Consider the following 24,596-nt stretch of genomic DNA (forward strand, 5'->3'; position numbering starts at 1 on the left):
AATAAGTGTTATAGTACTTTAAGAACTTATTTAAATGATTTAATAAGTATTGATGAGGTGATTTTATGTATCAGCAACCATCCGACCTTGCGCCAGCAGCTAAAACTGCTATAAGAAAAAAGCTGCTTCAATCAGGTGGTGCGACGAAGGTTGAATTAAATAAAACAGTGGATGCCAGTTTTCCGACGATCAGTAAACTGATAGCTGAAATGGAAAAGGACGGAGAAATTGGGTCTCTGGGTCTTGATGCGTCAAGTGGTGGCAGAAGGGCGGAGCGTTACGTGTATAACGCTGACTATATGCTTGGTCTGGCGGTTTTGATGGAAGGGAATGAAACCCGTTACACAGTATTTAATTGCGCAGGTGAGGTGAAGGATGAGGGCAGTAGTGCCAGCTTTTTAAAGGGGAACGGGATTGAGCCTCTGGCTGAATTTATAGAGAAAATGTGCGATCGGTTTTCAGCTATTAAAACAGTTTCAGTTGGTGTGCCTGGGGCTGTCGATCAGGGACGGGTTATTTTTATTCCGGGTTATGACCAGTTTCAAAATATGAATGTGAAACAGGAGCTGGAAGCGCGTTTTCCTGTGAAGGCTGTCGTGGAAAATGACATGAATGCTGCTGTACTGGGTTATCAGCATGCAGATCAAAAGCAATCTCTCGTTTATCTCTATGCTGGTCAAAATGGGCCTGGGTCAGGTGTTTTAGTTAATGGGGAAGTTGTCCGTGGAAGTACATACTTTGCCGGAGAAATATACTTTGTTCCACAGCATAACGGCCATAATTTTGGTGGGAATCTGGGTGGCGGTCAGATCACATCAAATGAACAGATTGATGCTGTCAGCAGATTGGTGGCAGCTTTTACAGCAATGATTAACCCGAATGCGGTCATTTTTAATCAGGACGATATTGATGAAGAGTCCTTGAAGAAAATAACGTCAGCAAGTTCACAGTTTATCCCTGCTGAACATCTGCCTGAGCTGAAAATCAGCAACTGGGAACAGGACTATTTAAATGGACTTCAGAAGCTCGGGATTGATCTTTTATTAACACTGCAGGGAGGACAATAAAATGGCAACATTACTTTTACTGATTATCTATCTTGCATTTATCAGTCTGGGACTCCCTGATTCCATTCTGGGGGCGGCGTGGCCTGTTATGCAGCCTGATCTGAATGTGCCGATTGAGATGGCAGGTCTGCTGTTTATGACGATTGCAGGTGGCACGATTGTTTCAAGTCTGGTCAGCGGCAGGTTGCTGAAAAGATTTGGAACAGGAAAAGTAGCTGCTGTCAGCACGTTGATGACAGCTTTGGCGCTTAGCGGCTTTTTCTTCGCACCATCGATCGTCTGGTTATTTGTATGTGCTGTTCCGCTTGGACTTGGGGCGGGTGCAATTGATGCCGGGCTGAATGATTATGTGGCTACTCATTACCATGCGCATCATATGAGCTGGCTTCATTCCTTCTGGGGTGTCGGGGCAACACTTGGTCCTGTGATTATGGCTCAGTTCATCATAGGAGATCCTGCCTGGAGAAATGGGTATCTGATGATTGCAGGAATCCAGTTTGTCTTAGTGCTGGTACTATTTCTGACACTTCCTTTATGGGGAAAGGTGAAGACAAAACCCTTTGCTGAGAAAGCGTCTGAAACGGTTGAGAAGAAACTTGACAGCGTGCGCCCGCTTAGAATCAAAGGGGTAAAGCTGGCCCTTGCCGCGTTCTTTTTCTATTGCGGGGTGGAAGCACTGGTCGGACTTTGGGGCGCAAGCTTTCTTGTTAATATGAAGGACTTGCCGGCTGCTACTGCGGCCCAATGGGTATCTTTGTATTATGCAGGCATCACAGCAGGCAGATTTATTTCAGGGTTCGTTACGTTTAGATTGAATAATAAAACCATGATCAGATCGGGTCAGGCAATCGCGTTGGCAGGGGCATTGTTGCTCGTTCTACCGTTGCCACTTTATTTTTCACTGGGAGGATTCATTCTTGTTGGGCTGGGTCTCGCACCGATTTTCCCATCTATGCTTCACGAAACGCCTGCCCGCTTCGGTAGAGAGCATTCTCAGACAATCATGGGTTATCAGATGGCGGTTGCGTACACTGGCAGTACCTTTTTGCCACCGCTGTTCGGATTGATTGCTGCACAGTCAACCATTGGTCTGTTTCCGGTAGTGGTCGTTCTGTTTGTAGCAGCTATGCTCCTGAGTTCTGAATGGTTGAACAAATTGTTACATTCACTTAGGACTCAACGTGAAAAAGTCTCTGCATAACGTATTAAAACTTGTCCCTATTATGAAAGAAAAGTAAAATTAGATCGTACACGATATATATTTTACGAGGAGGCAAATGAAATGACTGTCTATGATTATACTGTTCAAAAACCGAATCGCGAAGAAGTGACGATGGAGGCTTTTAAAGGAAAGCCAATGCTGATTGTCAATACTGCGAGCAAATGCGGTCTTGCCCCGCAGTTCGAAGGTTTACAGAAACTGCATGAAACATATGGGGATCAGGGTCTTCAGGTGCTGGGCTTTCCATGTGATCAGTTCAACAATCAGGAATTTGATGATATTGAAAAAACGACTGAGCACTGTCAGATCAATTATGGTGTGAGCTTTCCGATGTTTGGTAAAATTAAGGTCAATGGAAAAGAGACACATCCATTGTTTGATTACCTTAAAAATCAGCAAAAAGGCATGCTGTCGAAAGAAATTAAGTGGAATTTTACGAAGTTTCTTGTTGATAAAGAAGGTAACGTCGTAAAGCGTTACGCGCCAACAACCCCTCCTGATAAGATTGAGGAGGATATTAAGTCATTATTATAGGAGGGCATGCATGAACGATTATCTCTCACTGGATCAGCAATTGTGTTTTGCAGTGTATGAAACATCCGGTGAATTCAATAAGCTGTATACGAAAGCGCTCGAACCATTTAACCTGACCTACCCGCAGTATTTAGTGCTGCTGGCGTTATGGGAAAATGACGGTCCCGCTCAAAAAGAGCTTGGTGAAAAGGTAAGACTGGGGACTGGTACACTGAATCCGATGATTACAAGGATGGCTGCAAATGGCTGGGTAACGAAAGACCGGTCTTCAGGCGACTCAAGAAGTGTCGTCATTTCACTCACTGAACAGGCGAAAAATACCAAGCATGAGATTGCGCTTGCGATCAAAAAAGCAATTGAACGATGTGGCATTCATCCGGAGGAATATTTCGAGCTGATGAAGCTTCTTGGTTCAGTTCGTGATAAGATGAAGAGGAGCCGGATTGAACAGTAGCGCTCTTCCGGTATCTTAAGTCACTAACGTGTTATGTGGTATTCTATTCTTTGGAGTGAAAATAGATGGCAAAATCGAAAAAAAGCGGCGTAGGTCAGGGAACCGGCAAAAAAGGCTGGAACCGCTGGCAGTCAAAAGCTAAAAAAGCGAAAAGCTTTAAACCTTACACAAGTAAGGGAACAAAAGGTCCTTCAGGTAATCAGGACACAGACAAATAAGTGAAAGCCCGATCATTCAGGATAGTGGATGGTTGGGCTTTTTTTATGTGGTTGAAGGGGTGGGAAGGGCTGGTGGTTGTATGTTGCCTGCTAGTGGTCGTGTCTGGCGCGCTGATGGTCGGATACACCCGGGTTAATGGTCTTATCCAGACCTGTGAGTGTAGTATTAGGCTTATTGATGGTTGTATCAGATAAATTAATGGATGGTTTATATTTTCAGTCTCTCTACACCTGTACCCAAATTTTGCTATAATTAATGTAAATCGTTTGAAAAAATAGAAAATTACCAGTTGGAGGAAGACGTATGGAGTTATTAATGATCAGGCACGGTCAGTCTGAGGCTGATCTGCTTCATGTTCATGAGGGCAGAGCGGATTTCTCTTTAACTAAAACCGGAGAGGTTCAGGCAGCCAGGATGTCCCAATATGTCACAGATAATTTCATACCTGACTTGATCATAACAAGTCCGTTAAAACGGGCGCATCAGACTGCGATTATTTTAAGAGAATATACAGGCTGTGAATTATTGATTGAGAACGATCTGATGGAATTCAATAACGGGGTGCTTGCAGGAGTGACAAGAGAAGAGGCTCTGAGGAAATATCCGATCCCTGATGGCGGCAGGCCGATCCATGTGCCGATTGAAGGAGGAGAATCCGAGCTGGAGTTCCGGATGAGAGCAGAAAAGACATTACATAAAATATGTAATGATTATATGGAGTACGACAGGATCGCGATCGTCTCACACGGTGGAATGATTTCCAATCTGTTGAAGTCTTTTCTGGAGCTGCCCATCACCACGCAGGCGGCTTTTCCTACAGGTGACACCGGAGTGCATTTAGTGGAAATAACTGCGGAGAAAAAGATAGTGAGGTTTTTAAACAGGCAGGAGCACTTAAGATATGAGTAAAGGGGAATTAGATGAATTTTTTAGAAGGAGCAAGTGGGTTAGTGCTTCTTATCGCAGCGATTGTCACGATCATTTTAGCCTTTTCATTTCGTCCGATGATAACAAGAATACTCGGTGCTGATAAGAAGAAATTTTTTTCGGGCTACGGCTACGTTAATAAAAATCATAAAATCATTGATTGGATGATTAGAGGTGCCGGAATCATTTTAATTATTGTTTTGGCAGGGGTTCAAATATCCATGCTAAAGAATGGTGGAGAAGTAAAGTGGTATCTGGCAACGTACACAGTGTTATTTGTCATGTTTCCTTTAACTGAGCTGTTAAGAGCCTACATGGAGTGGAAGCATGCAGATAACGGGAATAATTATAAGGTGACGTTGAGTGAAATCGGATTTCTTGCATGTTTAACTGTTGTCATTTTCAGCACAGGATTCTTTGGTGCTTTTGAATTGAATTTTTAAAGGGGGAATTAGGTGAATTTTTTAAGTGGAGCAGGCGGGTTTGGAATTTTCTTGACGTTGCTAGTGGTATTTGGGGTTTTACTACTGTTTCGCCCGGTGGTGGGCAGAACGATGGGTGTAGACCCACAAAACACTTCTTTCAAGAGATATTACATAAATGATACACATAAAAAAGTTGATCGGATTATGTTCTTTTTAATTCTGACGGTAGTCATTGTAGTCTTTGTGATTCAGGTGCCAATCATCTTTAATGATGGAGAACTGAAATGGTATCTGGATCCTATGCCATGGATTATTGTTCTACTTATTATTGATGAGTGTATTAAAACTTATCTGGAATGGAAGCACCAAGAAAACCGGAGAAACTATAAGCTGACACTGCTTGAGACAGGACTGATTATCCTGCTTGCAGTTATCATTATTCCAACCGGCCTTTTCGGCGCATTTGAGCCTGGGTTTTTAAAACCAATGTAAATAAAAGAGGTGTATCATGTTAAAAGTGATAAAACTGTCAGCCGGACTGGTTGCAAGCATCGTGCTGGGGCTGATATTTGGCGGGGGCATTGATCTTGATGATATCAAATTCCGCAAAAACATCAAACGCTTGAAAAAAGAACCGTGGTTCAAAAGGATAGAGCAGAATGGACTTTACTATGAAAAAATTTATCAAAATGCAGCGTTGAGAGAGTATCTGTTCCAGGATGATATCGTCACCAGAATTTTAGAGGATGAAAAAGAGAAGGATCAACTCATAAAGCTGATCCAGTCTGTCTAATCTTACAAAGTAAAGAAAAAAACAAATGAAATAACTGCTCCGTTAGATAAGATAAATAGGTTTGAAATGCGATTCATTAACTGTTCTTTATATGAAAATCGGATCATCACTGATTCAATCAGCCAGAAGCAGATGACTGCACTAAAGACCGGAATCATGAAATCAGCACCCAGAACTGCAGTTACAGCTGCAAAGCCGCCTGCCATGTATAAAGCAAGGCGGGCTGAGGTGCAGAGATTCATCAGCCTTGCAATGATTGACAGCGGCAAAGCTGTCAGGAGAAGTCCTGCTGCAAAATAGAAATAATAGATCATGATAGATAGATCAAGTGACGGAAGAGGGAAAATCAGTGTAAACGCGATCGTGACGATCGTCAATGTGATGAGTAATGCCTGAAAAGTTATTTTCATGTTGAGTCTCTTAAAGACATTTTCACAGCTTCTGTTGCATGGATTTCTGCTGTATCAAATATTGGCACAGTAACGTCTTCAGGACTAATCAGCAAGCCGATTTCTGTGCAGCCAAGCACGATCCCGTCTGCACCATCATTGATGAGCTGCTGAATCACTGCTTTGTAATAGTCACGTGAATCAGGCCTGATTTGACCCAGACAGAGTTCCTCAAAAATTATCCGGTTGATCTGATGCCTGGCGTCCTGATCTGGTATTAGTACATGAATGTCCTGTGATGTTAGTCGCTCTTTGTAAAAGTCCTGCTCCATTGTGTATTTAGTGCCTAACAAACCGACTTTACGAATGTCAGCCTGGTGGATTTGTTTTGCTGTGGCATCTGCTATATGTAAAACAGGAATATTTACTTTTTTCTCAATGTCATCAATGACCTTGTGCATCGTATTTGTACAAATCACAACAAAATCAGCTCCGGCATTCTCCAGTGAAACAGCTGCTTCAGCCAGTCTTTTACCTGCCGATTCCCAGTCACCTTCTGCCTGATAACGTTCAATCTCATCAAAATCCACGCTATACAAAACGCACTTAGCAGAATGCAGACCTCCAAGCCGAGCTTTCACTTTTTCATTGATGATCCGGTAATAAGAAGCTGAGGACTCCCAGCTCATCCCGCCAATCAGACCAATTGTTTTCAAATCCAATCACTCCTTTGTTCATGCAAGTATACTATTTTTATCGTGTTGTAAAAAGCTCATGTAAGTGGAGGTATTAATCAGTGAGAGATAGAAGTGCAGTGGTGATCATTCAAAACGGGCAAGTTGCGCTGATTAAAAGAGTCAGAGATCACGAAGTGTATTACGTGTTTCCGGGAGGCGGAATCGAATCTGGCGAGACACCTGTGGAAGCAGCTGCAAGAGAGGCTTTTGAAGAGCTGAGCGTGGAAGTGGATGTTGGGGAGTGTTTTGCAAAGGTTCAGTATCAAGGTACGCAGTATTTCTTTCATGCGCATATCATTGGCGGGATATTCGGAGCAGGACAGGGTGAAGAGTATACAGAAGTGCCCCAAAGCCGAGGGGATTATATACCGTTATGGGTAGATCTGAGTGATCTGGCGGTGATTAATGTGAAGCCGGTAGAAGTGGGAGTGAAGGTTATGGACTTATGGGCATCGGAAGAGGAAAAAACATGATTTCGTTGGTTAAATTCAATAATGAGTTAAATGAGTTAATTACTTTTTTGGTCGAGAGCGAGTGGCCGTTTCATGCAGAAGTTGCGGTATCGGAAAAGGATATTAGAAAGGCTGTTCTTGAAAAATGGTACGAGGATGGCCGTGAGACTTTCTGGGTAATAAGAGCGGACCAGATCTGCGGGTTACTGATTATTCATGATATTGAAGATACGATTCCTTTATTTGATCTGCGCTTGGCAGAGAGCTGCAGAGGCCATGGAATAGGTTCTGAAGTTTTGGAGTGGCTGAAAACTTATCTGTTTGACCGTCCAAATCCAAAGGTCAGGATCGAGGCTTATACACGGGTTGATAATATTGGTATGAGAAAAGCATTTACGAGAAGTGGATTTGTAAAAGAAGGTTACTTGCGAAATGCCTGGGAAAGCGATAACGGGGAGGTCTATGATGCTTTTTGTTATGCGGCGACGCTTGAGGATTGGAAAAATGGAACCATCAGGTCTATCAGGATCGATGAAGAGCCATATTAGGTTTGTAGATGAATAGTTAAAGGAGGACTTACATATGCAGATAAAACCAACAGACATACAATTAAAAGAATGGGCTGATACACATGTTCCACCTCAGGATTTTTTCTTTTTAGATGAAGTTGTTTTAGAAAAACTAAAAGGCCATTTATTAGCTGTAAAACTATATACGCGTAAGGAGTTTTTTTCGAATTCGGACTATAACACGATTCAATTAAATAATAGTTATATGTATTGGGCATTAGAAAAAGGTGTCAGCAGTGTAATTGTTGCTGATCCATTATGGCTAAATTCTCTGCCTGATCAAATAAAAGCGAAGTTGCTTGAATGTCAGCTTCATAACCGCAAAGGATTAATTTTCCCGGAAGAGATGTTTCCTTCGATTAACTTTATACCTGAAGAACATATTTTTCATGTGCAAAATAAAAGGTATGTCGTTATTCAAAAAGCACTCTGGAGTTCTTTTGGTGAGGAAGTCAGAAAAGACGTAATGATGAATTATGCGCAGTTATGGGATGCGTGGCAAGCTGATCCGCTCCCTTCAAACTCTCCCACTCACCTGAAAAATTATGCTAATCGTTTCAGTGATCAGCACGGTGCTAACTGTCTTGCTGCTGCAATTTATAGTGCGACAGGTGATGAAACTGTCATTCATACCTGGATGAAGCAGGATCAATTCGCAGAGGCACTGAACAAATCCGAATACAAACTGACGCATGATGGTCAACTGGCCGAAGATATTGTTACCTGGGTTGATGAACAGGACGTTATACAACACGCTGCTTTCTACCTCGGCGATTCGCTTTACTTTAATAAAAATGGTCAGACTTGCTTCAATCCATGGAAGATTGTTCGTGATGATGAATTAGAGCGGGAATGGGGTGCGTTCAACAGGAGAGTCTATCGCCGATAAGCGGAACAGCCCTGACCGCTCCACCAAAAATACATAGAATATAGGTGAAGTTTTTTGAACGATACTACATACACAGGGATTCTGCTGTATCCAAGATTTAGTGAGTACGAATTATCAGTACTATTATCAGTTTTGCAGCAGGGTGGAAAAAAAGTACTCTACATAGGATTAGAACATCAGGTGGTGAAAGGGGAAGCGGGCCTTCCTTGCATACCTGAGACTACCATTCAGGAAGTTGATATTTCAAAGCTTGATAGTATTGTACTGCCTGGTGTTGATGATTTTGAACACTTGGTTGACCATAAGGAGCTTTCAGCTTTTATCAAAAGGATCAATGCTCAGGGGAAAATCATTGGAGCGATATCCAGTGCGCCTTACCTGCTTGCTCAAAGTGGGGTGTTATGTGATAGAAAATATACGACAGGCTTAACGGCTGAGCAAAGAGCATTCTTAGGGGGATTTACTGATGCGTATTTTGTTGACGCACCAACCGTTGTTGATGGGCAGATTGTAACTGCAAGAGGCTCAGCATTCGTTGATTTTGCTTTTAAGTACGGGGAATTGTTGCAATTACACTTTCAAAAAAACTGGTACGTTCAGAGATAGATGACAGACAGGGACAGATCCAGGCGCCATTTGAAATCTCTTACAAAAAGTAAGAGATTTTTTTAGTATCAAAAATTATTTTTTAGAAATTAAAGGGATTTTAGAGTGAGGTATTGAACTTAAAAAGGCGTGACTTTAGCATTACTTGATTAAGTATTTTGATTTAACAAAACTTTATATACATAAATTATTTACCATCATTTTAACATTGGAGGGATCAATATGACCGGGCATTATACAGAAGATGCAGTAACAGATGATCTTGTCGTTAAAGCGATTGAGGACAATTTAGCCATAATCAGATTCGATAAAAATCGCAGGGTCGCTTATGTGAATAATAATTTTGCAGAGACGGTCGGTTACAGCAATAGAGAGCTTGAAGGTATGCAGCATCGTGATTTATGTTTTCCTGATTTTGTTAATAGTAGTGAATATGAACTGTTCTGGAGAGATCTTTTCGAGGGTAAAACGTTTCAGGATAAAATCGAACGAAAGCATAAAAACGGTGATTCAATTTGGCTGGATGCTACGTACATGCCTGTATATAATCAGGACCAAAGTGAAGTAATCGGTGTAACAAAGATTGCAACTGATGTAACGGTAAAGTATACAAAAACGAAAGAAATGGCATCAGAGCTAAGAAGCGTTTCTGAAAACCTCTATGAACGGTCACAGCAGGGGATGGAGAGAAGTAAAGAGCTGCTTGAGCATATTGACGGCATTAAGTTCACATCAGAAGAAAATGCTGAGACACTTGATGTGTTAAACAAAAAAACAAATGAAATCAATGGCGTGGTTAAAACGATTCGTGAAATCGCAAGCCAGACCAATTTGCTGGCACTGAATGCTACAATTGAAGCTGCAAGAGCCGGTGAGCATGGCAGAGGATTTGATGTGGTAGCAAAAGAGGTCAGAAAGCTGTCGGAACGTGTGGAACAGTCAATCAGTGAAGTCAAAGAGACGGTGGATTCCATCACCAATGAAGTTGACAAAATCACGTCAGGAACAGGCTCAGTGATGAAGCGTGTGAACGATAGCCATGCCCAAATCCAGACGACTGTAGAAGATTTCGAGGTGATTGGTACCTCGGCGAAAAAGCTGGATGAGCAGTCAAAGGTGATTACAAGTACTGTTTAAGGATAACTAGTCAAAAATAGCATGGGAAAAGCTTTCCCATGCTATTTGTTTTTCTCCAGCCAGTTTTTTCTGCTCAAAACCATTAGAATCTCATCTGTATATTGCCCATTTACTTTTGTTTTCTCAGTAGCAATGGGCAAAAACCCTGCTTGTTCATAAATGTGAAGCGCCCGGTGATTAATTGATAAGACGCTTAATGTCAGTTGACTCAATGGAGTTTTGACAAACATATAATCAGCAAGGAGCGCTAAAGCTTCTTTACCAAAACCCTTATTTCTTCCCTCTGAACCAATCATGATGCGAAAATTCATACTGTGCAGCTGTTCATCGTATTCGTTTACCACAACTTCTCCGATGACCTGATTTGAAGCGTGGGATTCAATTGCCAAATCCAGACGCTCAGTCTGTTCATTACGGGTCAAATACCAGGTGGTAACGATGTTTTCGTCAAAATCACCTGAACTACCAGTAAGCTCGATGACTTCGGGGTCTGTCAGGCACTTTTTGATGGCTGGAAGATCTTCTCTAGTAAATGGTCGCAATGTAATCTTTTTTCCTGTAATTGTGGGTTTGTGTGATAAGTCCAATTAATTTTTCCCCCGCTCAGCTTCCTTATGCGACTCAAGTAAAAAACCTTCAATTTCCTTCATCACTTGTTGGAGCGCTGCAATAGATTCGGTTGTATCATAAGAATTCATGTCCAATGAGTGATTAGCGTTCTTTATCACTGTGGTATGTGAGGCTGTCTGGTTAAGAGCAACCAGTTTACCATGATCGAAATGTGGATCCTGATCACCGATGACAAGCATTCTTTCATGCTTACTTTGAAGAATGCCTTCAAAAACAGGATTCAGTTTTAAGAGCGGTGTTAATAAAATCATTTTTGTATCGTTATATTCAGTTTTTTGCATAAGTGAGCATGATATAGGAATAGTACCTAATGATTTTCCGAGAAAGATAAGATTTGAATATTCATGCTTTGTCTGCACTTCTGACAGGATAGGATCTATTTGCCGCATCATCTCCGTAATGACTTCATCTAAAGGCTTTTTTAGAAAGCCCTGCTCAAAAGAATAATGGATCTGTACAACGTCGATTCCCTTCTCAATCATCAGTAAAGTTGAATAGTAAAACAGCGGCTTATCATAATTATATCCGGCCCCCGAAAACATAAAGCAAATGGTATCTGATCCTGATTGGATATGTGTGTATTCAGTAGAATCTATAGTATTCTTAAGAACGTTCATCTTTTTCTCCTTTAAATGGTTTATGTAGAAATGGTGTCATTCAAATCTTAAGCACACCACGAAATCCTCTCGCAGCATAATAAGAGTCCGCACCATTATGGTAGACAAACACCGCATCATAGCGCCGATCACAAAATAGCGCGCCGCCTTTGCTGCGAATGGCTTCAGGTGTCTGCACCCAGCTGGATGTTTTCAGATCAAAGCTTCCGAGCTTTTGCAGGGCGCGATACTGATCTTCACTTAACAATGTAATCCCCATCTCATCAGCCATATGAATCGCACTGTCTTCAGGCGGGAATTTTTTTCTCGCTTCAAGAGCAGCATGATCATAACAGACACTTCGGCGGCCTTTTGGGCTTTCTTTGGCACAATCGACGAACACGAACCCATCGCTTTCATTTTCCAGCTCGACCACATCAGGCTCCCCTTGTGAGGCTTCCATTTCATTCAGTGACCATAGCTTTTCAGGATGAGCCAGCAGCTTCTTCTCTACACTCTGCCAGTCAGTATTAGGATGCCGGGACGTATTTTTCCCGAATCTTGTTTTTAAATTTGCTAAAAGTTCTGCTTGCTGTTCCTCTGTTAGAAGTGCCATTTTACAACCTCCATCGTTTATTCATCTGGTTATATTATAATCGAACTTCTTCCATTTTTCAGAAGATTATCTGTAAAAGTCATCCATTCTGTGGTAAGGTTGATGGGAAGTTTAAATGGAAATGATTCTCAAAGATGTATAAAGGGGTGATCGCTCATGATCAATCATAAGTACATGAACATTTCAGCGGTATTTTTTGTGTTGGGAATAGTGGTATGGTTACCGAACTTAATTCTGGATTTTGGAACGCCGCTTACACTTCTGTCTATGGTCTTTGGGGCAATTGGCGTCGTATTTGCAGGGATGGCGAGAAACTGGCTGCTTGTTGTCGCGAATGTATTTGTGATGTTCAGCTTCTTCTTAGTGATGGGGTTTGGGTATTACTATTTTAGTTTGACTGGTTAGGCGACTGGAACGAGGGGGATCGGTCTCGGGCGATTTTAGGATTCTGACCCCGCGCACCCATGCCGCCTCTCTCCGCACCAAATTCCCTTGACAATTCTCCACACTTTAGCATAAGCTATCTCTAACAAAACCCAATCTTTAACATTCTATGACGAGAAAGAGTAACAGGCGTGCTGAGGCACAGAGAGCTGACGGGTGGTGCGAGTCAGTGTTCAGGCGGCTGTGAAGATCCTCTCTGAGAAGCAGTGCTGAAACGATTTAAGTGCTGCCGGGATTCCGCCGTTACAAGGAACGCGTATGATGGTACGTAGATTTGAGTGCTCAGGGGATTTTCCTCTCTGAGAATCAGGGTGGTAACGCGGGCTGAGCTCGTCCCTAACGGTTGTTAGGGGCGGGCTTTTTTGTATGTAGAAAAAGGAGGAAGTCTAATGGAAAAGGCGCAGGGACAGAAAACAGCATCTGAGCGGGAAAAGCAGGTACAGGCATTTTGGAGAAATGAACAGATCTTTCAGCAATCGATTGATCAGCGCGAAGGAAATCAAACTTTTGTTTTCTATGAAGGACCGCCGACTGCGAATGGCTTACCGCATGCAGGGCATGTGCTTGGACGCGTCATAAAGGATTTTGTTGCGCGATATAAAACGATGAACGGTTATCAGGTCCTGAGAAAAGCTGGCTGGGATACGCACGGTCTGCCAGTAGAGCTTGGTGTAGAGAAAAAGCTTGGACTCTCAGGAAAGCGTGAGATTGAAGAATACGGCGTGGAAAAATTCATTGAGGAATGTAAGAAAAGCGTCTTTGATTATGAAAGACAATGGCGGACATTTACCGATGCAATTGGCTATTGGGTGGATATGGATGAACCATATGTGACGCTTGAAAACCGTTATATCGAAAGTGTGTGGCACATCCTTTCAACGATTCACAAGCGTGGCCTGCTTGAGCAGGGGCATCGCGTTGTCCCTTACTGTCCGAGCTGCCAGACCTCGCTCAGCTCGCATGAAGTGGCGCAGGGTTATAAAGACGTAAAGGATCTTTCTGTTACTGCAAAGTTCAAGGTCACTAACACAGACAATGAATATTTCCTTGGATGGACAACAACACCATGGACACTGCCTTCAAATGTGGCGCTGGCAGTTAATCGTGATCTGACTTATGTAAAAGCAAGACAGGGTGAAGAAGTATATATTGTAGCGAAGAACCTTGCTGCAAAAGTCTTCAAAGAAGAGTATGAAGTAATCAGTGAACACGTGGGGAGTGAATTGACCGGACTATCGTATGAGCCACCGCTCAATTATTTAACACTTCAACGTGGACATGAAGTGATTGCGGCTGACTTTGTCACAGAAGATAGCGGTACTGGTATTGTTCATCTTGCGCCTGCACACGGTGAAGATGATTACCAGGCAATTAAAGAGTCAGGACTGGATTTTGTAAAGGTGGTTGATGAAGCCGGACGATATACAGAGGAAGTGATCCCATTTGCCGGTGAGAAAGCAAAGGACCAGGATGTAGCGATCATCAGGCTGCTCGCAGAAAACGGACGGTTATTCGATAAGGAAAAATACGGGCACAGCTACCCGCACTGCTGGCGCTGTGATTCAGCGCTGATCTATTATGCGATGGAGGGCTGGTTTATCAAAACAACTGCGATCAAAGAGTCAATTATTGCGAATAACCAGTCAGTTGAATGGCATCCGGGGCATATGAAAGACGGACGCTTTGGAAAATTCCTTGAGGGGATGGTTGATTGGAACCTGGGACGTAACCGCTACTGGGGGACACCGCTGAATGTCTGGATTTGTGAGACTTGCGGGCATCAGCATGCACCGGATAGCGTGGCGGATCTGAAGGCGCATGCGAAGGACGCGACTTTGGAAGATCTGGATCTTCACAAACCTTATGTGGATCAGATTCAGCTTAATTGCCCATCTTGTAGCGGTACAATGACGCGGACGAAGGAAGTCATTGATGTCTGGTTTGACAGTGGCTCGATGCCGTTTGCCCAGTATCATTATCCATTTGAAAATAAAGATCTCTTTGACAAGCAATTCCCTGCTGATGTGATTGCTGAAGGGGTGGATCAGACACGCGGCTGGTTCTACAGTCTGCTGACAGTTTCATCGCTGTTTACCGGAAAAGCACCTTATAAAAGAGTGCTATCACTCGGACATATACTTGATGAAGACGGCAAAAAGATGTCTAAAAGTAAAGGGAACGTGATTAATCCGATGGAGCTGGTTGAGCAGTATGGTGCAGATGCGCTTCGCTGGGCACTTTTGGCAGACAGTGCACCGTGGAATAATAAGCGCTTCTCAGCAAATCTGGTCAGCCAGGCAAAATCAAAGCTGGTTGATACACTGCATAACGTGCATGCATTTTACAGTATGTATGCAAAAATAGACGGTTTTGATCCGGCTATCCACGGAATGGGAGAGCGTACGCTTTTAGATAAATGGGTGCTGTCACGTCTGAACTCAGTGACAGAAGCAGTGAGCGGCCATCTTGATGACTATAACTTTACTGATGGCGCCAGGGAACTGACAGAGTTTGTTGATGAATTGAGTAACTGGTATATCCGCCGCTCCCGTGACCGTTTCTGGGGTGAGGGAATGAGTAAGGATAAGCTCGCTGCTTACCACACACTCCGTACTGTGATGGTCACGTTAAGCAGGTTGCTGGCTCCATTCACACCGTTTATTGCTGAAGAGGTCCATCTTGATCTGACAGGAAGAAGCGTTCATTTAGCGGACTTCCCGACTGCGGATCAGTCATTGCAAAATAAGAAGCTCGAAGCGGATATGGATCGTGTGCTTCAGGTAGTGGAGCTTGCCCGTCAGTTGAGAAATGCCACAAACCTGAAGACGAAGCAGCCGCTTGCAAGTGTAACGGTCATCGGCTCAAAAGAAGAAACGGATCCGCTCAAGGGTTACGAAACGATTGTAATGGATGAAATTAATGTGAAGGCTGTGAACCTGCAGCAGGAAGCGGGAGATACTGTGCGCTACGAAGTGAAGCTGAACTTCCCGACTGCCGGTCCAAAGCTTGGTAAAAAGATCGGCGAAGTCCAGAAGGCATTACAGCAGCTGTCATCTGAAGAAGCAAAGAAAATTGCGCAGCAGGGATTTGCTGAAGTTGCAGGTGAAAGAGTGGAGGCGGAGGACCTCCAAATCAGACAGCAGGCAGATGAGGGGCTTGAGTTAGCATCAAATGCAACTTATACCGTGCTGCTTGATACCGTATTAACAGAAGAGCTGAAGGCAGAGGGCCTCGCCCGCGAACTGATTCGCGGTGTTCAGCAGTACCGGAAAGAACTGAATCTGCCGGTTGATCAGCGTGTAGTACTGGTGATTGATGCAAATGAAAAAATGCGTTCAGTGGTGACGCAGTATAAAGAACTGCTGGAGCAAAATCTGCTGGTCAGTGAGCTGAAGTTCGGGAAGAAGGAAGGTATGAAGCGGTTGGAGTTTGATGGAGAAGAGGTTGGGATTGCGGTTGAATGAGTGGAGTCGGCTGAAGGTGATTCTTCAGCCGGTTTTGGGTATTTGTTTTTTAGTCAATTAGCGATCTGCAAGATTCTTTAACGTATCATCATATCGGTCAAATAGATCTCTTAACCCTTCCAGAAATTCTTGATCAATCCCATCTGTATTTTCAAATGACTGTATTGTATTAAATTTAACTAAGACTGAATGGTTATTTTTAAGTCGGAGCTTGATTGAACTTCTCTGGTCATTCTTGATTTGACTCAAAACCTTTTTGTGAAGCTTGATGTGTGAATTCTGCTCGCTAGATTTAATTTTAAATTTCAATTCATTCACCGCCGTTTGATAATCTTACAAAATAGAATAGTTGTCCAGGTTATAAACTTAATCATATTGAACAAATCCCTAAATGTATAGTGAATATAAAGTATAGCGTCAAGAAAATATACCTACACCTGACCAGCTTTCTGCTGAGACACGATATTGAACATCCCTGCTGTAGCTGTCATGTTTAATATGATTGCTGTAACAATTATAAGACCAAGTGTCCACCCTTCAATATTCATAGTCTTGGATAATGTTAATAAAAGAATTCCCATGATTAAACAGGACATAAAAAAGAAAAATTTCTTATTCATAGTCATTTTATTTTTACGTCCGAAAAAGAAATAGTTTCAATTTTATATTCACAAAAGGAGAAAGATCATGACAACGTATTTAATCAAAGACATGACCCTTGAAGCGGCAAAGGAAATAAATGAATGGACATATGCGGAGCCATACAGTCTTTACAGTATGTCAGGCGATCCGGATGATCTGGAGGAATTGATGGATGGAAGTTACGTTGCTGCCTATGCCAATGATCAGTTGACCGGGTATTTTTGCTACGGGAAACATGCCCAGGTTCCTGCCGGGAAAAGAGAGCTATATTATGAGGACAATACTTACACAGACATTGGACTGGGACTGCATCCGGCATTGACTGGTTCAGGCAGAGGCCGTGATTTTTTGACAGCAGGGATGAAGTTCGGGATTCAGAGATATGGGTTTGACAAGTACCGTTTGAGCGTTGCGGGATTTAATGAAAGAGCGATCAGGCTTTATGAACAGGCAGGGTTTGAAAAGACTGGGTCTTTTGTGAATCAGGCTGGGGAAAGAAACATTCAGTTTTTTGTGATGAAACAGGTGTAAGGTGACACGTCTGAAGTGTGGTGCAGTAGGCGGTGAGCGACGGGTGGAATTCCTTCAGTTCAGCGGATAATTCCTTCACCACGCCACCCGCCGTCTTAGCCCCCATCATCAGACATGCTGATGGGAAGCTGTTCACCCAGCTTCCCGTTTCTGCACTATCCGCCAATACCTCTATCAAACAACTCCTGCAGTTCAGCCGCCGGCACCGGTCTGCTGAAGAAATATCCCTGTATACAATAGCAGCCTTCTTTCATCAGCATATCAATCTGTTCCTGCGTTTCCACACCCTCTGCCACCACCTCATAATCAAGCTGTTTAGCCAGATGAATGATTGTTGAATTCAGAGCTGCGATATGCGGAACATGCGTCATCCCATCTACAAATGAGCGGTCAATCTTGATGCAGTCGATTGGAAAATCTTTAATGTACTTTAAAGAGGAGTAACCCGTTCCAAAGTCATCAAGTGCAATTGTTAGTCCGAGATCTTTCAGTTCATGAATCTTTGCTGCGTCATGTGATTGAATGAGTGTGTGTTCTGTCAGTTCAATCTCAAGATATTTCGGATCAATCCCTGCATCATTTAAAGCTGACTGGACAGTCTGAACAACTCGCGGGTGCTGGATTTGGCGAATCGAGAAATTAACCGCCATGGTAATCAGATTCCCTTCAACATGCCAGACTTTCAGCTGATGTATTGCTTCGCGCAGCACCCAGTTGCCAAGCTTCAGGATCAGCCCGGTCTCTTCTGCCAGCGGAATGAATTTGTCTGGCGGCACTTTACCGAATTCAGGGTGAGTCCAACGCAGCAAAGCTTCCACACCAGTTATTTCTTTTGTGTAGTAATTAACTTTTGGCTGATAATACACTTCAAGTTCATCTTTCTCCAGTGCCTGATGCAGTGCATTCAGCAGATTTGAGCGCTCAACATTTTTCTCTCTCAGTAATCGGGTGAAGTAGTGATAAGTACTGCCATATTCTTTTGCCACGTACATAGCGGTATCAGCATTACGGATTAACTCTTCTTCATTTTGTGCATCATCCGGGTAGACGCTGATGCCAATGCTTGCACCGGTAAAAAGCTCATGATTGCCAATTCGAATTGGTTCTGTCAGGCAGCTGAGGAGTTTCATGGCGACTTCATCAAGCTCTTCAATCCGTTCCACATCTTCAACAAGCACCATGAACTCGTCTCCGCCAAGCCTTGATACAGTGATGCGGGAAGAAACGAGCGTTCTGAACCGGTCTGCAATTTCATAAAGCACCCGGTCACCAACTGCGTGGCCGTAAGAATCATTAATCAGCTTAAAGCGGTCCAGGTCTAAAAACAATACGCCTAACCGATCTGTTTCATAAACAGTTGTTAAAGCTGTTTTAATTTTTTGAGTCATATAGCTGCGGTTAGGTAAACGGGTGATCACATCATAATAAGCCTGCGTATGGATTTTTCTCTCCATTTCCTTTCGTTCAGTCACATTTCTGAATGTCACAACTGCTCCGCTATGACTGCTTCCATTGCGAATAGGGGTAGAGACGTATTCCACATCAAAGAGTTCACCACTTTTTCCGGCAAACTTCTCTTCAGCAGAATAAGCTTTTTCACCGGTTGCCAGTGACTCATGAATTGGCGAGCTCATTTGCTGATATTGCTCCATTTCTTTTGAAAAGTGAGCCACCACTTCATCCTGTTTTTTGCCGACCAGATCATCAACCTCGTAGTCAAGCATCGTTGCAGCAGTAGGATTGCAAAAAGTAATCACACCATTTTTATCCAGACCGTAAATCCCTTCACCGGCAGAGTTCAGGATTGATTCATTCTTTTTGCTGAGTTGACGAAGGTCTTCATTCATCGTTTCAAGAATTTCATTTTTCTCCTGTAATTCAGATGTTCTGTGTTCAATAATGTCTTCGAGATGTTCTAAATGAATTAAGTTGTCTACTACACCGGCAGTTGCATCAGCGATTGAAATCGCCAGCTGCTGTTCTGCATCTGTATAAGTTTTTTGATGATCGAAATTAACAATTGCCAGTGTTCCGAGCACTTCATCGCGTGAGATCATAGGGAGCATATACATTGCTTTAATTCCGAAACATTCAATAGCCTGCTTATTCGGACGTGGATCATTAATGGCATCCTCAATTAAAACAGGCTGCTTCGTACGCATGACTTCCAAAAAAACAGGATCCTTCTGAAAATTAATTTTTGCCTCACTATGCACTCTCTTCCAATCCTCTTCATCCCACTCACTTTCAGGTGACAGCTTGTGGGGTAAAGTGAACTGGGTACGGATATCTTTGAGATGTGCACCGACATTCGGGTTGTTCAGCGCTTTTTTAATATATTTGAAACTTGTTTCAAGTGCTCCCTTAACAGTCGTACAGCGTGAGAGATCACTGGTGGCATTCAGCAAAAGCTGCTTGTCTTCTACCAGCTTTTTGGAGTGTTTGAATAACTCTGTATTTCTAAGTGCGACTGCAGCCATCGTTATATATGACTCAATTGCTTCGAGCTCTTCTTTATTAAGGTGGAGTGGAGAGCTATAGTCAAAAAGGAAAACAAGCCCATACAGGGATTTCTCGTAGTAAATCGGTATCCCGAAAACAGACTTAATCTTAAACAGTTCAATTGGGACAGGATCGGGCCGGTCATCCTGGCTGGTATCAGGAATATAAATGCTCTTTTTCGTCTTGACAATCTCAGCAGCAAAACGATCCTTATTAAGATCGATGACCATCTTATCAAGCGTGATTCCATTGAAGTGATCAGGTTTCCCCACATATCCCTGGTAATGCTCCGGGCCGATCGGGAGGTAGATGCCTACCGCATCACAACGCACAATCTCTTCAGAAATCGCTTTTACAACCTGCTCTAACACTGAACGCTTGTCTAACTTCAGGTGAATCATTTTTGTGATTTCAGCTAACCTGGTATACCGGTCATGATGCATGGCTATCCCACCTTTTCCTTTTGTAATACCATCACATACATGGATGTAAATTATTGTATTGATTCGCCGAATTAACAGGTAATTCCTCTTTTTATAGGAGTAAAGTATTTATATTTTATTCAAAGAGTAGTATGACCATACCTTATGTCCCGGGTTCGTTTTTCCTTTAATAACCTGAAAGATAAATATCCAGTGATCATAACCATCAGGAAGACACCCGTTAAAACAGTCAATCTGATCGGGAATTGAGAGGCTGACCAGGCGAAAAAGGCAGTTACAGTGATCACAAGCAGAGATTCTATAAAGTGAAAGAAACTGGTGATTCGTCCCATGTATTCAACAGGAACCCTTTTTTGGATCAAGGTAAGGAAACCTGTATTTGCAAAAGCAAGAGCTGCCCCGAGAAGACTTACCCCCGCGCACGCAATGAGGAAGTGAGGAGAAGCTGCAAAGATCAGATAGCCTGATGCAGTCATGATTGAACCGGCTCCGATCAATATGGACGTGCTCCATTTTGCTGTCCCTGCTACATTAATAGCTGCTCCTATAATCATCCCGGCTCCTGCACAGCTGACCAGTAGTCCGTACTGTGTATCCGTCATTAAAAGGGCATCTTTTGAAAATGCCACTTCCAGCGAATCCACTGCAGTCTGCAATACGATAAAAAGTGTAAATAAAAAATAGACGACCCACATCTGCCTATCTGTCTTACGAAATTGTAATGTGCTTTTCCAGTCAGCCATTAAGTCTGTTTTGATTGAAAATGATTTTTCCTGTGTTTCAAAAGAATCTGTATTTTCTTTGAATGAAATGGCTGAGATCAACATGGCTGACCCTGCCAGAGCGACGCTATTGATAAAAATAGCTGTAACAGCACTGCCATTCATCAGCAGCAAACCGGCAATTGCCGGACCAACAAGAAATGCGCCGGAATCCAGCAGACTTCTGATGGCATTGAAGCGATGCAGTTTGTCTCCAGGTATAAGGAGCGCTGTAAAACTCATGCCCGCAGGCTGTAAAATGGAAGAACACATTTGCAGGAGGAACACGAATAAATAACTGACCCATAGTGTGTCGGAAAGTATGCCGATTCCTGTGACCAGCACACTTTGTAATAGTGTAAGCCAAAACATCAACCGTTTTTTCTGAACGCGGTCAACAAGGCTGCCGCACCAGAATGAAGTTAAAAGAGCAGCTGCAGGACGGATGATATAAAGCAGCCCGACCGCAGCGGCAGATCCAGTCTCATTAAAAATCATCAGATTAAGCGCAATAAAATATATCCATGATCCGATACTTGTGATTCCGATTGAAGATAATAACAGAAAAGCTGATTTGTTCATCATGACACCGCCTTATTTTGATTGTGCAAAATAAAAAATCTCACCCCCAGGACAAATTGTCCTGAGGGCGAGATTCCTTCGTGGTGCCACCTCAGTTTGCCGATATGTCACCATACCAGCCTTTTCAGGTACAAAATCTATACCCAAGCCCGTTAACGGGGGCATCCGTTCTGCCATCACCTAAAGATTCGGCAGAATGCTCTGAGGCTTGATTCGATGATCTTCCACCTGCTCCTTTTCAGCACCGGAGCTCTCTGTTAAGGGTTCGGATCATCTACTGTTCTCTTCGTCGCATGTAAATGTCAGATGATTATAGCACTGTTTTGTATGGAATTGCCATCATTTTTTTAAATGTGGGGGTAGCGGGAGTGGATATGACCATCGCCAAGGCCGGATACGACGATAAATATGGGTGATACGACCACTGCCAGAGCTGATACGACCACAAACCCGGGTGTATCCGACCTTCACCGAAGCAAATACGACCACCAATCTTATCAACGCGTCCATTAACGGTTGAAAGACAGTCGAAGCGCATGGGAAAAGTTATTCCCCATCCGGCTTCGAATCCTCAATCATCTGATCCATGCCTTCCACACCTTCTTCTTTCATCCGCTGAAGCTCTTCATAAAAGGCGCTTCCTGTTTCACGTGCCAGATCAAAGTTTGCAGTAGCAAGATCTTTCATCGGTCCAAGCTGATCGTAAGTAATTTTGCCTTCATCCATCAGCTGAGACATCGCATTATATTCTGAATTCACCTGGGCTCTGGCATTATTCTGCCAGGCAATACTGAAATTGTTGATGTCCATCGTGGCATGCACACTTGTCCAGTTGCGGTCATTCCGTGCGCCTACGCGCCACTGTTTCCACTCCTGCAAAATATCCTCTGTTCTTTCGAATTCACTGCGCAACCCTTCTGCGTTATTGACATTCGCATAGGCGCCGCCAGCTTCTTTTGCTACGTCTTTTAATTGCTGCTGTGCTTCAGAGTCTGCATTAAATCCGATAACGTTAATAATCGGAGAGATATTACTTCCGGCAAAACTCTTTGCTGCTTCAACCGGGTTGCCGTCACACGTTTCAATTCCGTCACTGACCAGGTAGATCAAGTTGGTATTCTCCTCGCCGTCCAGTCCTTCAAAGCTTTCGGCTGCTGATTCAAGTGCTCCTGCAACCGGTGTCCAGCCTGAGGGTTCAAACTGATCGAGCGCTTCCTGAAATGCCGCTTCGTCGTAAGGTCCGCGCTCATATACTTCTTCAATGGCAGCACATGACATCTCTTTATCAGCGTCATCCCCGGTTCCTTCATGTCCATAGACGCGAAGGGATACATTCGCTTCTTCTGGGGCAGAAGAGAGGAAGCTTTGAATCTCACGTTTTGCCTGCTCCATACGTGTCTCGCCGCCGGCATCAGCACCCATTGAGCCACTCGCATCCAGAATGACCTCGATATTATAGTTTTCCTTAAATTCATAGCGTGGATCTGCTTCCGGCATGCCCTCCATGTCAAAGCGGGCCATATCCAGTACGCCAGACGGATCAGGGAGCTGTACTCTTGTGATGTTGTGAATGTACTGATAATACAGTTCCATCTCTTCCTGCGTCGCATCTTCAGGAAGGGCCGGAACGTCACCAAACAGCTCTAAAAATTTAACTTCTTCATTGCCATTTTCTTTTTCACTTTGCAGCAACCCATTACCCTGCTGTACAAAATCCTGCGGTTCTTCAGGCAGAGCAGGGAGGTTCATCTCTTCAAGTTCAGCTAATACACTTTCAGTTTCGGCTGCGGCTTCTTCCTGCTGCTCCGCCTCTTCAACTGGTTCCTCTTCAGCTCGGGATGTATCACTCTGTTCCTCATTCTGGCAGGCTGCAAGCGCCATACTAAGCGCTAATATAGAAAGCCATGATTTCTTTTTCATCTGACTGCTCCTTTCATTCGGGAAAATTAGATTATGAAATGTTTATACGTTTAACCTGTACATACGTTTCAAATAATTGTTAAACTACTACTTTTCTATTAGGGAAAGAGGTTTTTGTCAAATAGTGGATTGGTTATGTGTTACGGAGGAGAGACATTGGTCTGTGTAAGGTGTCATAAATAGATTCGTTTGTACCGGATCATTCTTTTGACCAGGCAGGAAAAAGGTTTGGTTTGAGAGGAGAAATCATTTCTTAAGAGGTTATATATGACATTCATTACAGTTTGTAAGACTATAGGACCGTTTTGGGCTAAAGAAGAGAAATCTCACTTTTTACCTCCGGATAGATAAAGTGAGATTTATTTTACATATTTTAGAGGGGTTATGTGTTTCAGACCAGAAGTATGAATAGCAAGAAGCTCATTAATTAAATTGTTATTTAGGAAGGCAGGTTATCCATGAATAAGGTGTTATTCGGAATATTTCTGGTGTTTTTTAAAACTAACACCAGTTTTTTAGATATTGGAATTGTCTATTCGCTGACCAATCTGATCGGATACATCATGATCTTTTTCGGCCTTAAGGAGCTCGAGAGGCGATATGAAGTCATTACAAGGGCTCAGTCTGTTGTCATCCTCATGATCCTGCACAGTGTGACCTTATTTCTATTAAATGCTACCGGGAATTCCCCTTTAGAAATCCCGATAGATTCTTATACGGCAATCCTTGCTGCCGCCGGGCTGGTCTTTGTAGTTGGAGGGATGTTCATGATCTTTGTGGTGATTTCTCAGTTGCTCAGAGTATTTGAACACGGGGCAGGGGCTCAGTTTTACGTAAGAAGACTGAATGTGATATGTGCAGCCATGATGACGGTTTTCGTTTTAGCAGGATTAAGCTACTTCCTGTTTCAAATGACGCCGGGAGTTGCGCAAGTTTGGATGGCCGTTCTATTATTGCTGAAGGTTGTTTTCATTGCGTCATTTTATAGTGAAATGATTCGTCATAAAGAAAGGTTAGCCGAACAATAAGCGATATGAGAGGCTGT

Annotated in this window: 26 protein-coding genes and 2 other annotated features; of the genes, 18 read left to right on the plus strand and 8 right to left on the minus strand. The window is 43.1% G+C overall.

Going from position 1 to position 24,596, the window contains the following annotated elements; all coding sequences use genetic code 11:
- The first annotated feature begins 65 nt into the window (after positions 1–65).
- The 9 genes from JOD21_RS06600 to JOD21_RS06640 all read left to right on the plus strand — a co-directional run bounded on the left by JOD21_RS06600 (position 66) and on the right by JOD21_RS06640 (position 5,641).
- A complete protein-coding gene (locus JOD21_RS06600) occupies positions 66–1,067 on the plus strand; it encodes an ROK family protein (RefSeq protein ID WP_204728855.1) in 1,002 nt (333 codons plus the stop codon).
- Position 1,068: 1 nt separating this feature from the next.
- Positions 1,069–2,268: an MFS transporter gene (locus JOD21_RS06605; protein WP_204728856.1), complete on the plus strand. Its 1,200-nt coding sequence runs from the start codon at positions 1,069–1,071 to the stop codon at positions 2,266–2,268.
- Between the two features lie 81 nt (positions 2,269–2,349).
- Positions 2,350–2,823: a glutathione peroxidase gene (locus JOD21_RS06610; protein WP_204728857.1), complete on the plus strand. Its 474-nt coding sequence runs from the start codon at positions 2,350–2,352 to the stop codon at positions 2,821–2,823.
- Positions 2,824–2,833: 10 nt separating this feature from the next.
- A complete protein-coding gene (locus tag JOD21_RS06615; protein ID WP_204728858.1) occupies positions 2,834–3,277 on the plus strand; it encodes a MarR family winged helix-turn-helix transcriptional regulator in 444 nt (147 codons plus the stop codon).
- A gap of 65 nt (positions 3,278–3,342) precedes the next feature.
- The gene (locus JOD21_RS06620; RefSeq protein ID WP_204728859.1) at positions 3,343–3,495 is read left to right on the plus strand and encodes a DUF3934 domain-containing protein; all 153 of its coding nucleotides are present in this window, start codon (positions 3,343–3,345) and stop codon (positions 3,493–3,495) included.
- A gap of 304 nt (positions 3,496–3,799) precedes the next feature.
- Positions 3,800–4,405, plus strand: a complete 606-nt coding sequence (locus JOD21_RS06625) for a histidine phosphatase family protein (RefSeq protein WP_204728860.1) — start codon at positions 3,800–3,802, stop codon at positions 4,403–4,405.
- An 11-nt stretch (positions 4,406–4,416) separates the two neighbouring features.
- Positions 4,417–4,866: a DUF4181 domain-containing protein gene (locus JOD21_RS06630; RefSeq protein ID WP_204728861.1), complete on the plus strand. Its 450-nt coding sequence runs from the start codon at positions 4,417–4,419 to the stop codon at positions 4,864–4,866.
- Between the two features lie 12 nt (positions 4,867–4,878).
- Positions 4,879–5,340, plus strand: a complete 462-nt coding sequence (locus JOD21_RS06635; RefSeq protein WP_204728862.1) for a DUF4181 domain-containing protein — start codon at positions 4,879–4,881, stop codon at positions 5,338–5,340.
- Between the two features lie 16 nt (positions 5,341–5,356).
- Positions 5,357–5,641 (plus strand): hypothetical protein, encoded by a 285-nt coding sequence (locus JOD21_RS06640; RefSeq protein ID WP_204728863.1) that lies wholly within the window; start codon positions 5,357–5,359, stop codon positions 5,639–5,641.
- Positions 5,642–5,643: 2 nt separating this feature from the next.
- Here JOD21_RS06640 and JOD21_RS06645 read toward each other — a convergent pair whose 3' ends face one another.
- Together JOD21_RS06645 and JOD21_RS06650 are read right to left on the minus strand one after the other, a co-directional pair.
- A complete protein-coding gene (locus JOD21_RS06645; RefSeq protein WP_204728864.1) occupies positions 5,644–6,051 on the minus strand; it encodes a hypothetical protein in 408 nt (135 codons plus the stop codon).
- Positions 6,048–6,746 carry an aspartate/glutamate racemase family protein gene (locus JOD21_RS06650; RefSeq protein WP_204728865.1) on the minus strand — a complete coding sequence of 233 codons (699 nt, stop codon included), beginning with the start codon at positions 6,744–6,746 and terminating at the stop codon, positions 6,048–6,050. Before JOD21_RS06650 ends, JOD21_RS06645 begins: the two co-directional genes overlap by 4 nt.
- A gap of 80 nt (positions 6,747–6,826) precedes the next feature.
- Here JOD21_RS06650 and JOD21_RS06655 point away from each other — a divergent pair, with 80 nt between their 5' ends.
- The 5 genes from JOD21_RS06655 (at position 6,827) to JOD21_RS06675 (ending at position 10,420) form a co-directional block, all read left to right on the plus strand.
- A complete protein-coding gene (locus JOD21_RS06655) occupies positions 6,827–7,240 on the plus strand; it encodes an NUDIX domain-containing protein (RefSeq protein ID WP_204728866.1) in 414 nt (137 codons plus the stop codon).
- Positions 7,237–7,767 carry a GNAT family N-acetyltransferase gene (locus tag JOD21_RS06660; RefSeq protein WP_204728867.1) on the plus strand — a complete coding sequence of 177 codons (531 nt, stop codon included), beginning with the start codon at positions 7,237–7,239 and terminating at the stop codon, positions 7,765–7,767. Before JOD21_RS06655 ends, JOD21_RS06660 begins: the two co-directional genes overlap by 4 nt.
- Positions 7,768–7,801: 34 nt before the next feature.
- Positions 7,802–8,677, plus strand: a complete 876-nt coding sequence (locus JOD21_RS06665) for a hypothetical protein (protein WP_204728868.1) — start codon at positions 7,802–7,804, stop codon at positions 8,675–8,677.
- 54 nt (positions 8,678–8,731) lie between these two features.
- Positions 8,732–9,283 (plus strand): DJ-1/PfpI family protein, encoded by a 552-nt coding sequence (locus JOD21_RS06670; protein ID WP_204728869.1) that lies wholly within the window; start codon positions 8,732–8,734, stop codon positions 9,281–9,283.
- Between the two features lie 222 nt (positions 9,284–9,505).
- Positions 9,506–10,420: a methyl-accepting chemotaxis protein gene (locus JOD21_RS06675; RefSeq protein ID WP_204728870.1), complete on the plus strand. Its 915-nt coding sequence runs from the start codon at positions 9,506–9,508 to the stop codon at positions 10,418–10,420.
- A gap of 41 nt (positions 10,421–10,461) precedes the next feature.
- Here the strand turns inward: JOD21_RS06675 and JOD21_RS06680 are convergent, their stop codons facing one another.
- From JOD21_RS06680 to JOD21_RS06690, 3 genes are read right to left on the minus strand one after another with little or no spacing between them, the layout of a single operon-like run.
- The gene (locus JOD21_RS06680; protein WP_204728871.1) at positions 10,462–11,007 is read right to left on the minus strand and encodes a GNAT family N-acetyltransferase; all 546 of its coding nucleotides are present in this window, start codon (positions 11,005–11,007) and stop codon (positions 10,462–10,464) included.
- The gene (locus tag JOD21_RS06685) at positions 11,008–11,667 is read right to left on the minus strand and encodes an alpha/beta hydrolase (protein ID WP_204728872.1); all 660 of its coding nucleotides are present in this window, start codon (positions 11,665–11,667) and stop codon (positions 11,008–11,010) included.
- Positions 11,668–11,707: 40 nt separating this feature from the next.
- A complete protein-coding gene (locus tag JOD21_RS06690) occupies positions 11,708–12,262 on the minus strand; it encodes a DUF4256 domain-containing protein (RefSeq protein ID WP_204728873.1) in 555 nt (184 codons plus the stop codon).
- A 156-nt stretch (positions 12,263–12,418) separates the two neighbouring features.
- Here JOD21_RS06690 and JOD21_RS06695 point away from each other — a divergent pair, with 156 nt between their 5' ends.
- The 3 genes from JOD21_RS06695 to JOD21_RS06705 all read left to right on the plus strand — a co-directional run bounded on the left by JOD21_RS06695 (position 12,419) and on the right by JOD21_RS06705 (position 17,343).
- Positions 12,419–12,667, plus strand: coding sequence for a hypothetical protein (locus JOD21_RS06695; protein WP_204728874.1), 249 nt, complete (start codon positions 12,419–12,421; stop codon positions 12,665–12,667).
- A gap of 139 nt (positions 12,668–12,806) precedes the next feature.
- Positions 12,807–13,047: a binding site (T-box leader), on the plus strand.
- Positions 13,048–13,095: 48 nt separating this feature from the next.
- Positions 13,096–16,170 carry an isoleucine--tRNA ligase gene (ileS, locus tag JOD21_RS06700; RefSeq protein WP_204728875.1) on the plus strand — a complete coding sequence of 1,025 codons (3,075 nt, stop codon included), beginning with the start codon at positions 13,096–13,098 and terminating at the stop codon, positions 16,168–16,170.
- A gap of 687 nt (positions 16,171–16,857) precedes the next feature.
- Complete coding sequence (locus tag JOD21_RS06705) at positions 16,858–17,343, plus strand: GNAT family N-acetyltransferase (RefSeq protein WP_204728876.1); 486 nt, start codon at positions 16,858–16,860, stop codon at positions 17,341–17,343.
- Positions 17,344–17,498: 155 nt separating this feature from the next.
- On the opposite strand, the gene JOD21_RS06710 is transcribed toward JOD21_RS06705, so the two are convergent.
- The 3 genes from JOD21_RS06710 to JOD21_RS06720 all read right to left on the minus strand — a co-directional run bounded on the left by JOD21_RS06710 (position 17,499) and on the right by JOD21_RS06720 (position 23,551).
- The gene (locus tag JOD21_RS06710; RefSeq protein WP_204728877.1) at positions 17,499–20,288 is read right to left on the minus strand and encodes a sensor domain-containing phosphodiesterase; all 2,790 of its coding nucleotides are present in this window, start codon (positions 20,286–20,288) and stop codon (positions 17,499–17,501) included.
- 119 nt (positions 20,289–20,407) lie between these two features.
- Positions 20,408–21,631 carry an MFS transporter gene (locus JOD21_RS06715; RefSeq protein ID WP_204728878.1) on the minus strand — a complete coding sequence of 408 codons (1,224 nt, stop codon included), beginning with the start codon at positions 21,629–21,631 and terminating at the stop codon, positions 20,408–20,410.
- Positions 21,632–21,691: 60 nt separating this feature from the next.
- Positions 21,692–21,930: a binding site (T-box leader), on the minus strand.
- Positions 21,931–22,177: 247 nt separating this feature from the next.
- Entirely contained in the window at positions 22,178–23,551 is a 1,374-nt protein-coding gene (locus JOD21_RS06720; protein WP_204728879.1) for a vWA domain-containing protein, read from the minus strand.
- A gap of 458 nt (positions 23,552–24,009) precedes the next feature.
- Between JOD21_RS06720 and JOD21_RS06725 the strand changes: the two genes are divergently transcribed.
- Positions 24,010–24,579: a hypothetical protein gene (locus tag JOD21_RS06725; RefSeq protein ID WP_204728880.1), complete on the plus strand. Its 570-nt coding sequence runs from the start codon at positions 24,010–24,012 to the stop codon at positions 24,577–24,579.
- Positions 24,580–24,596 lie beyond the last annotated feature (17 nt).

The sequence above is a fragment of the Jeotgalibacillus terrae genome (genome assembly GCF_016908195.1).
Taxonomy (GTDB): domain Bacteria; phylum Bacillota; class Bacilli; order Bacillales; family Jeotgalibacillaceae; genus Jeotgalibacillus; species Jeotgalibacillus terrae.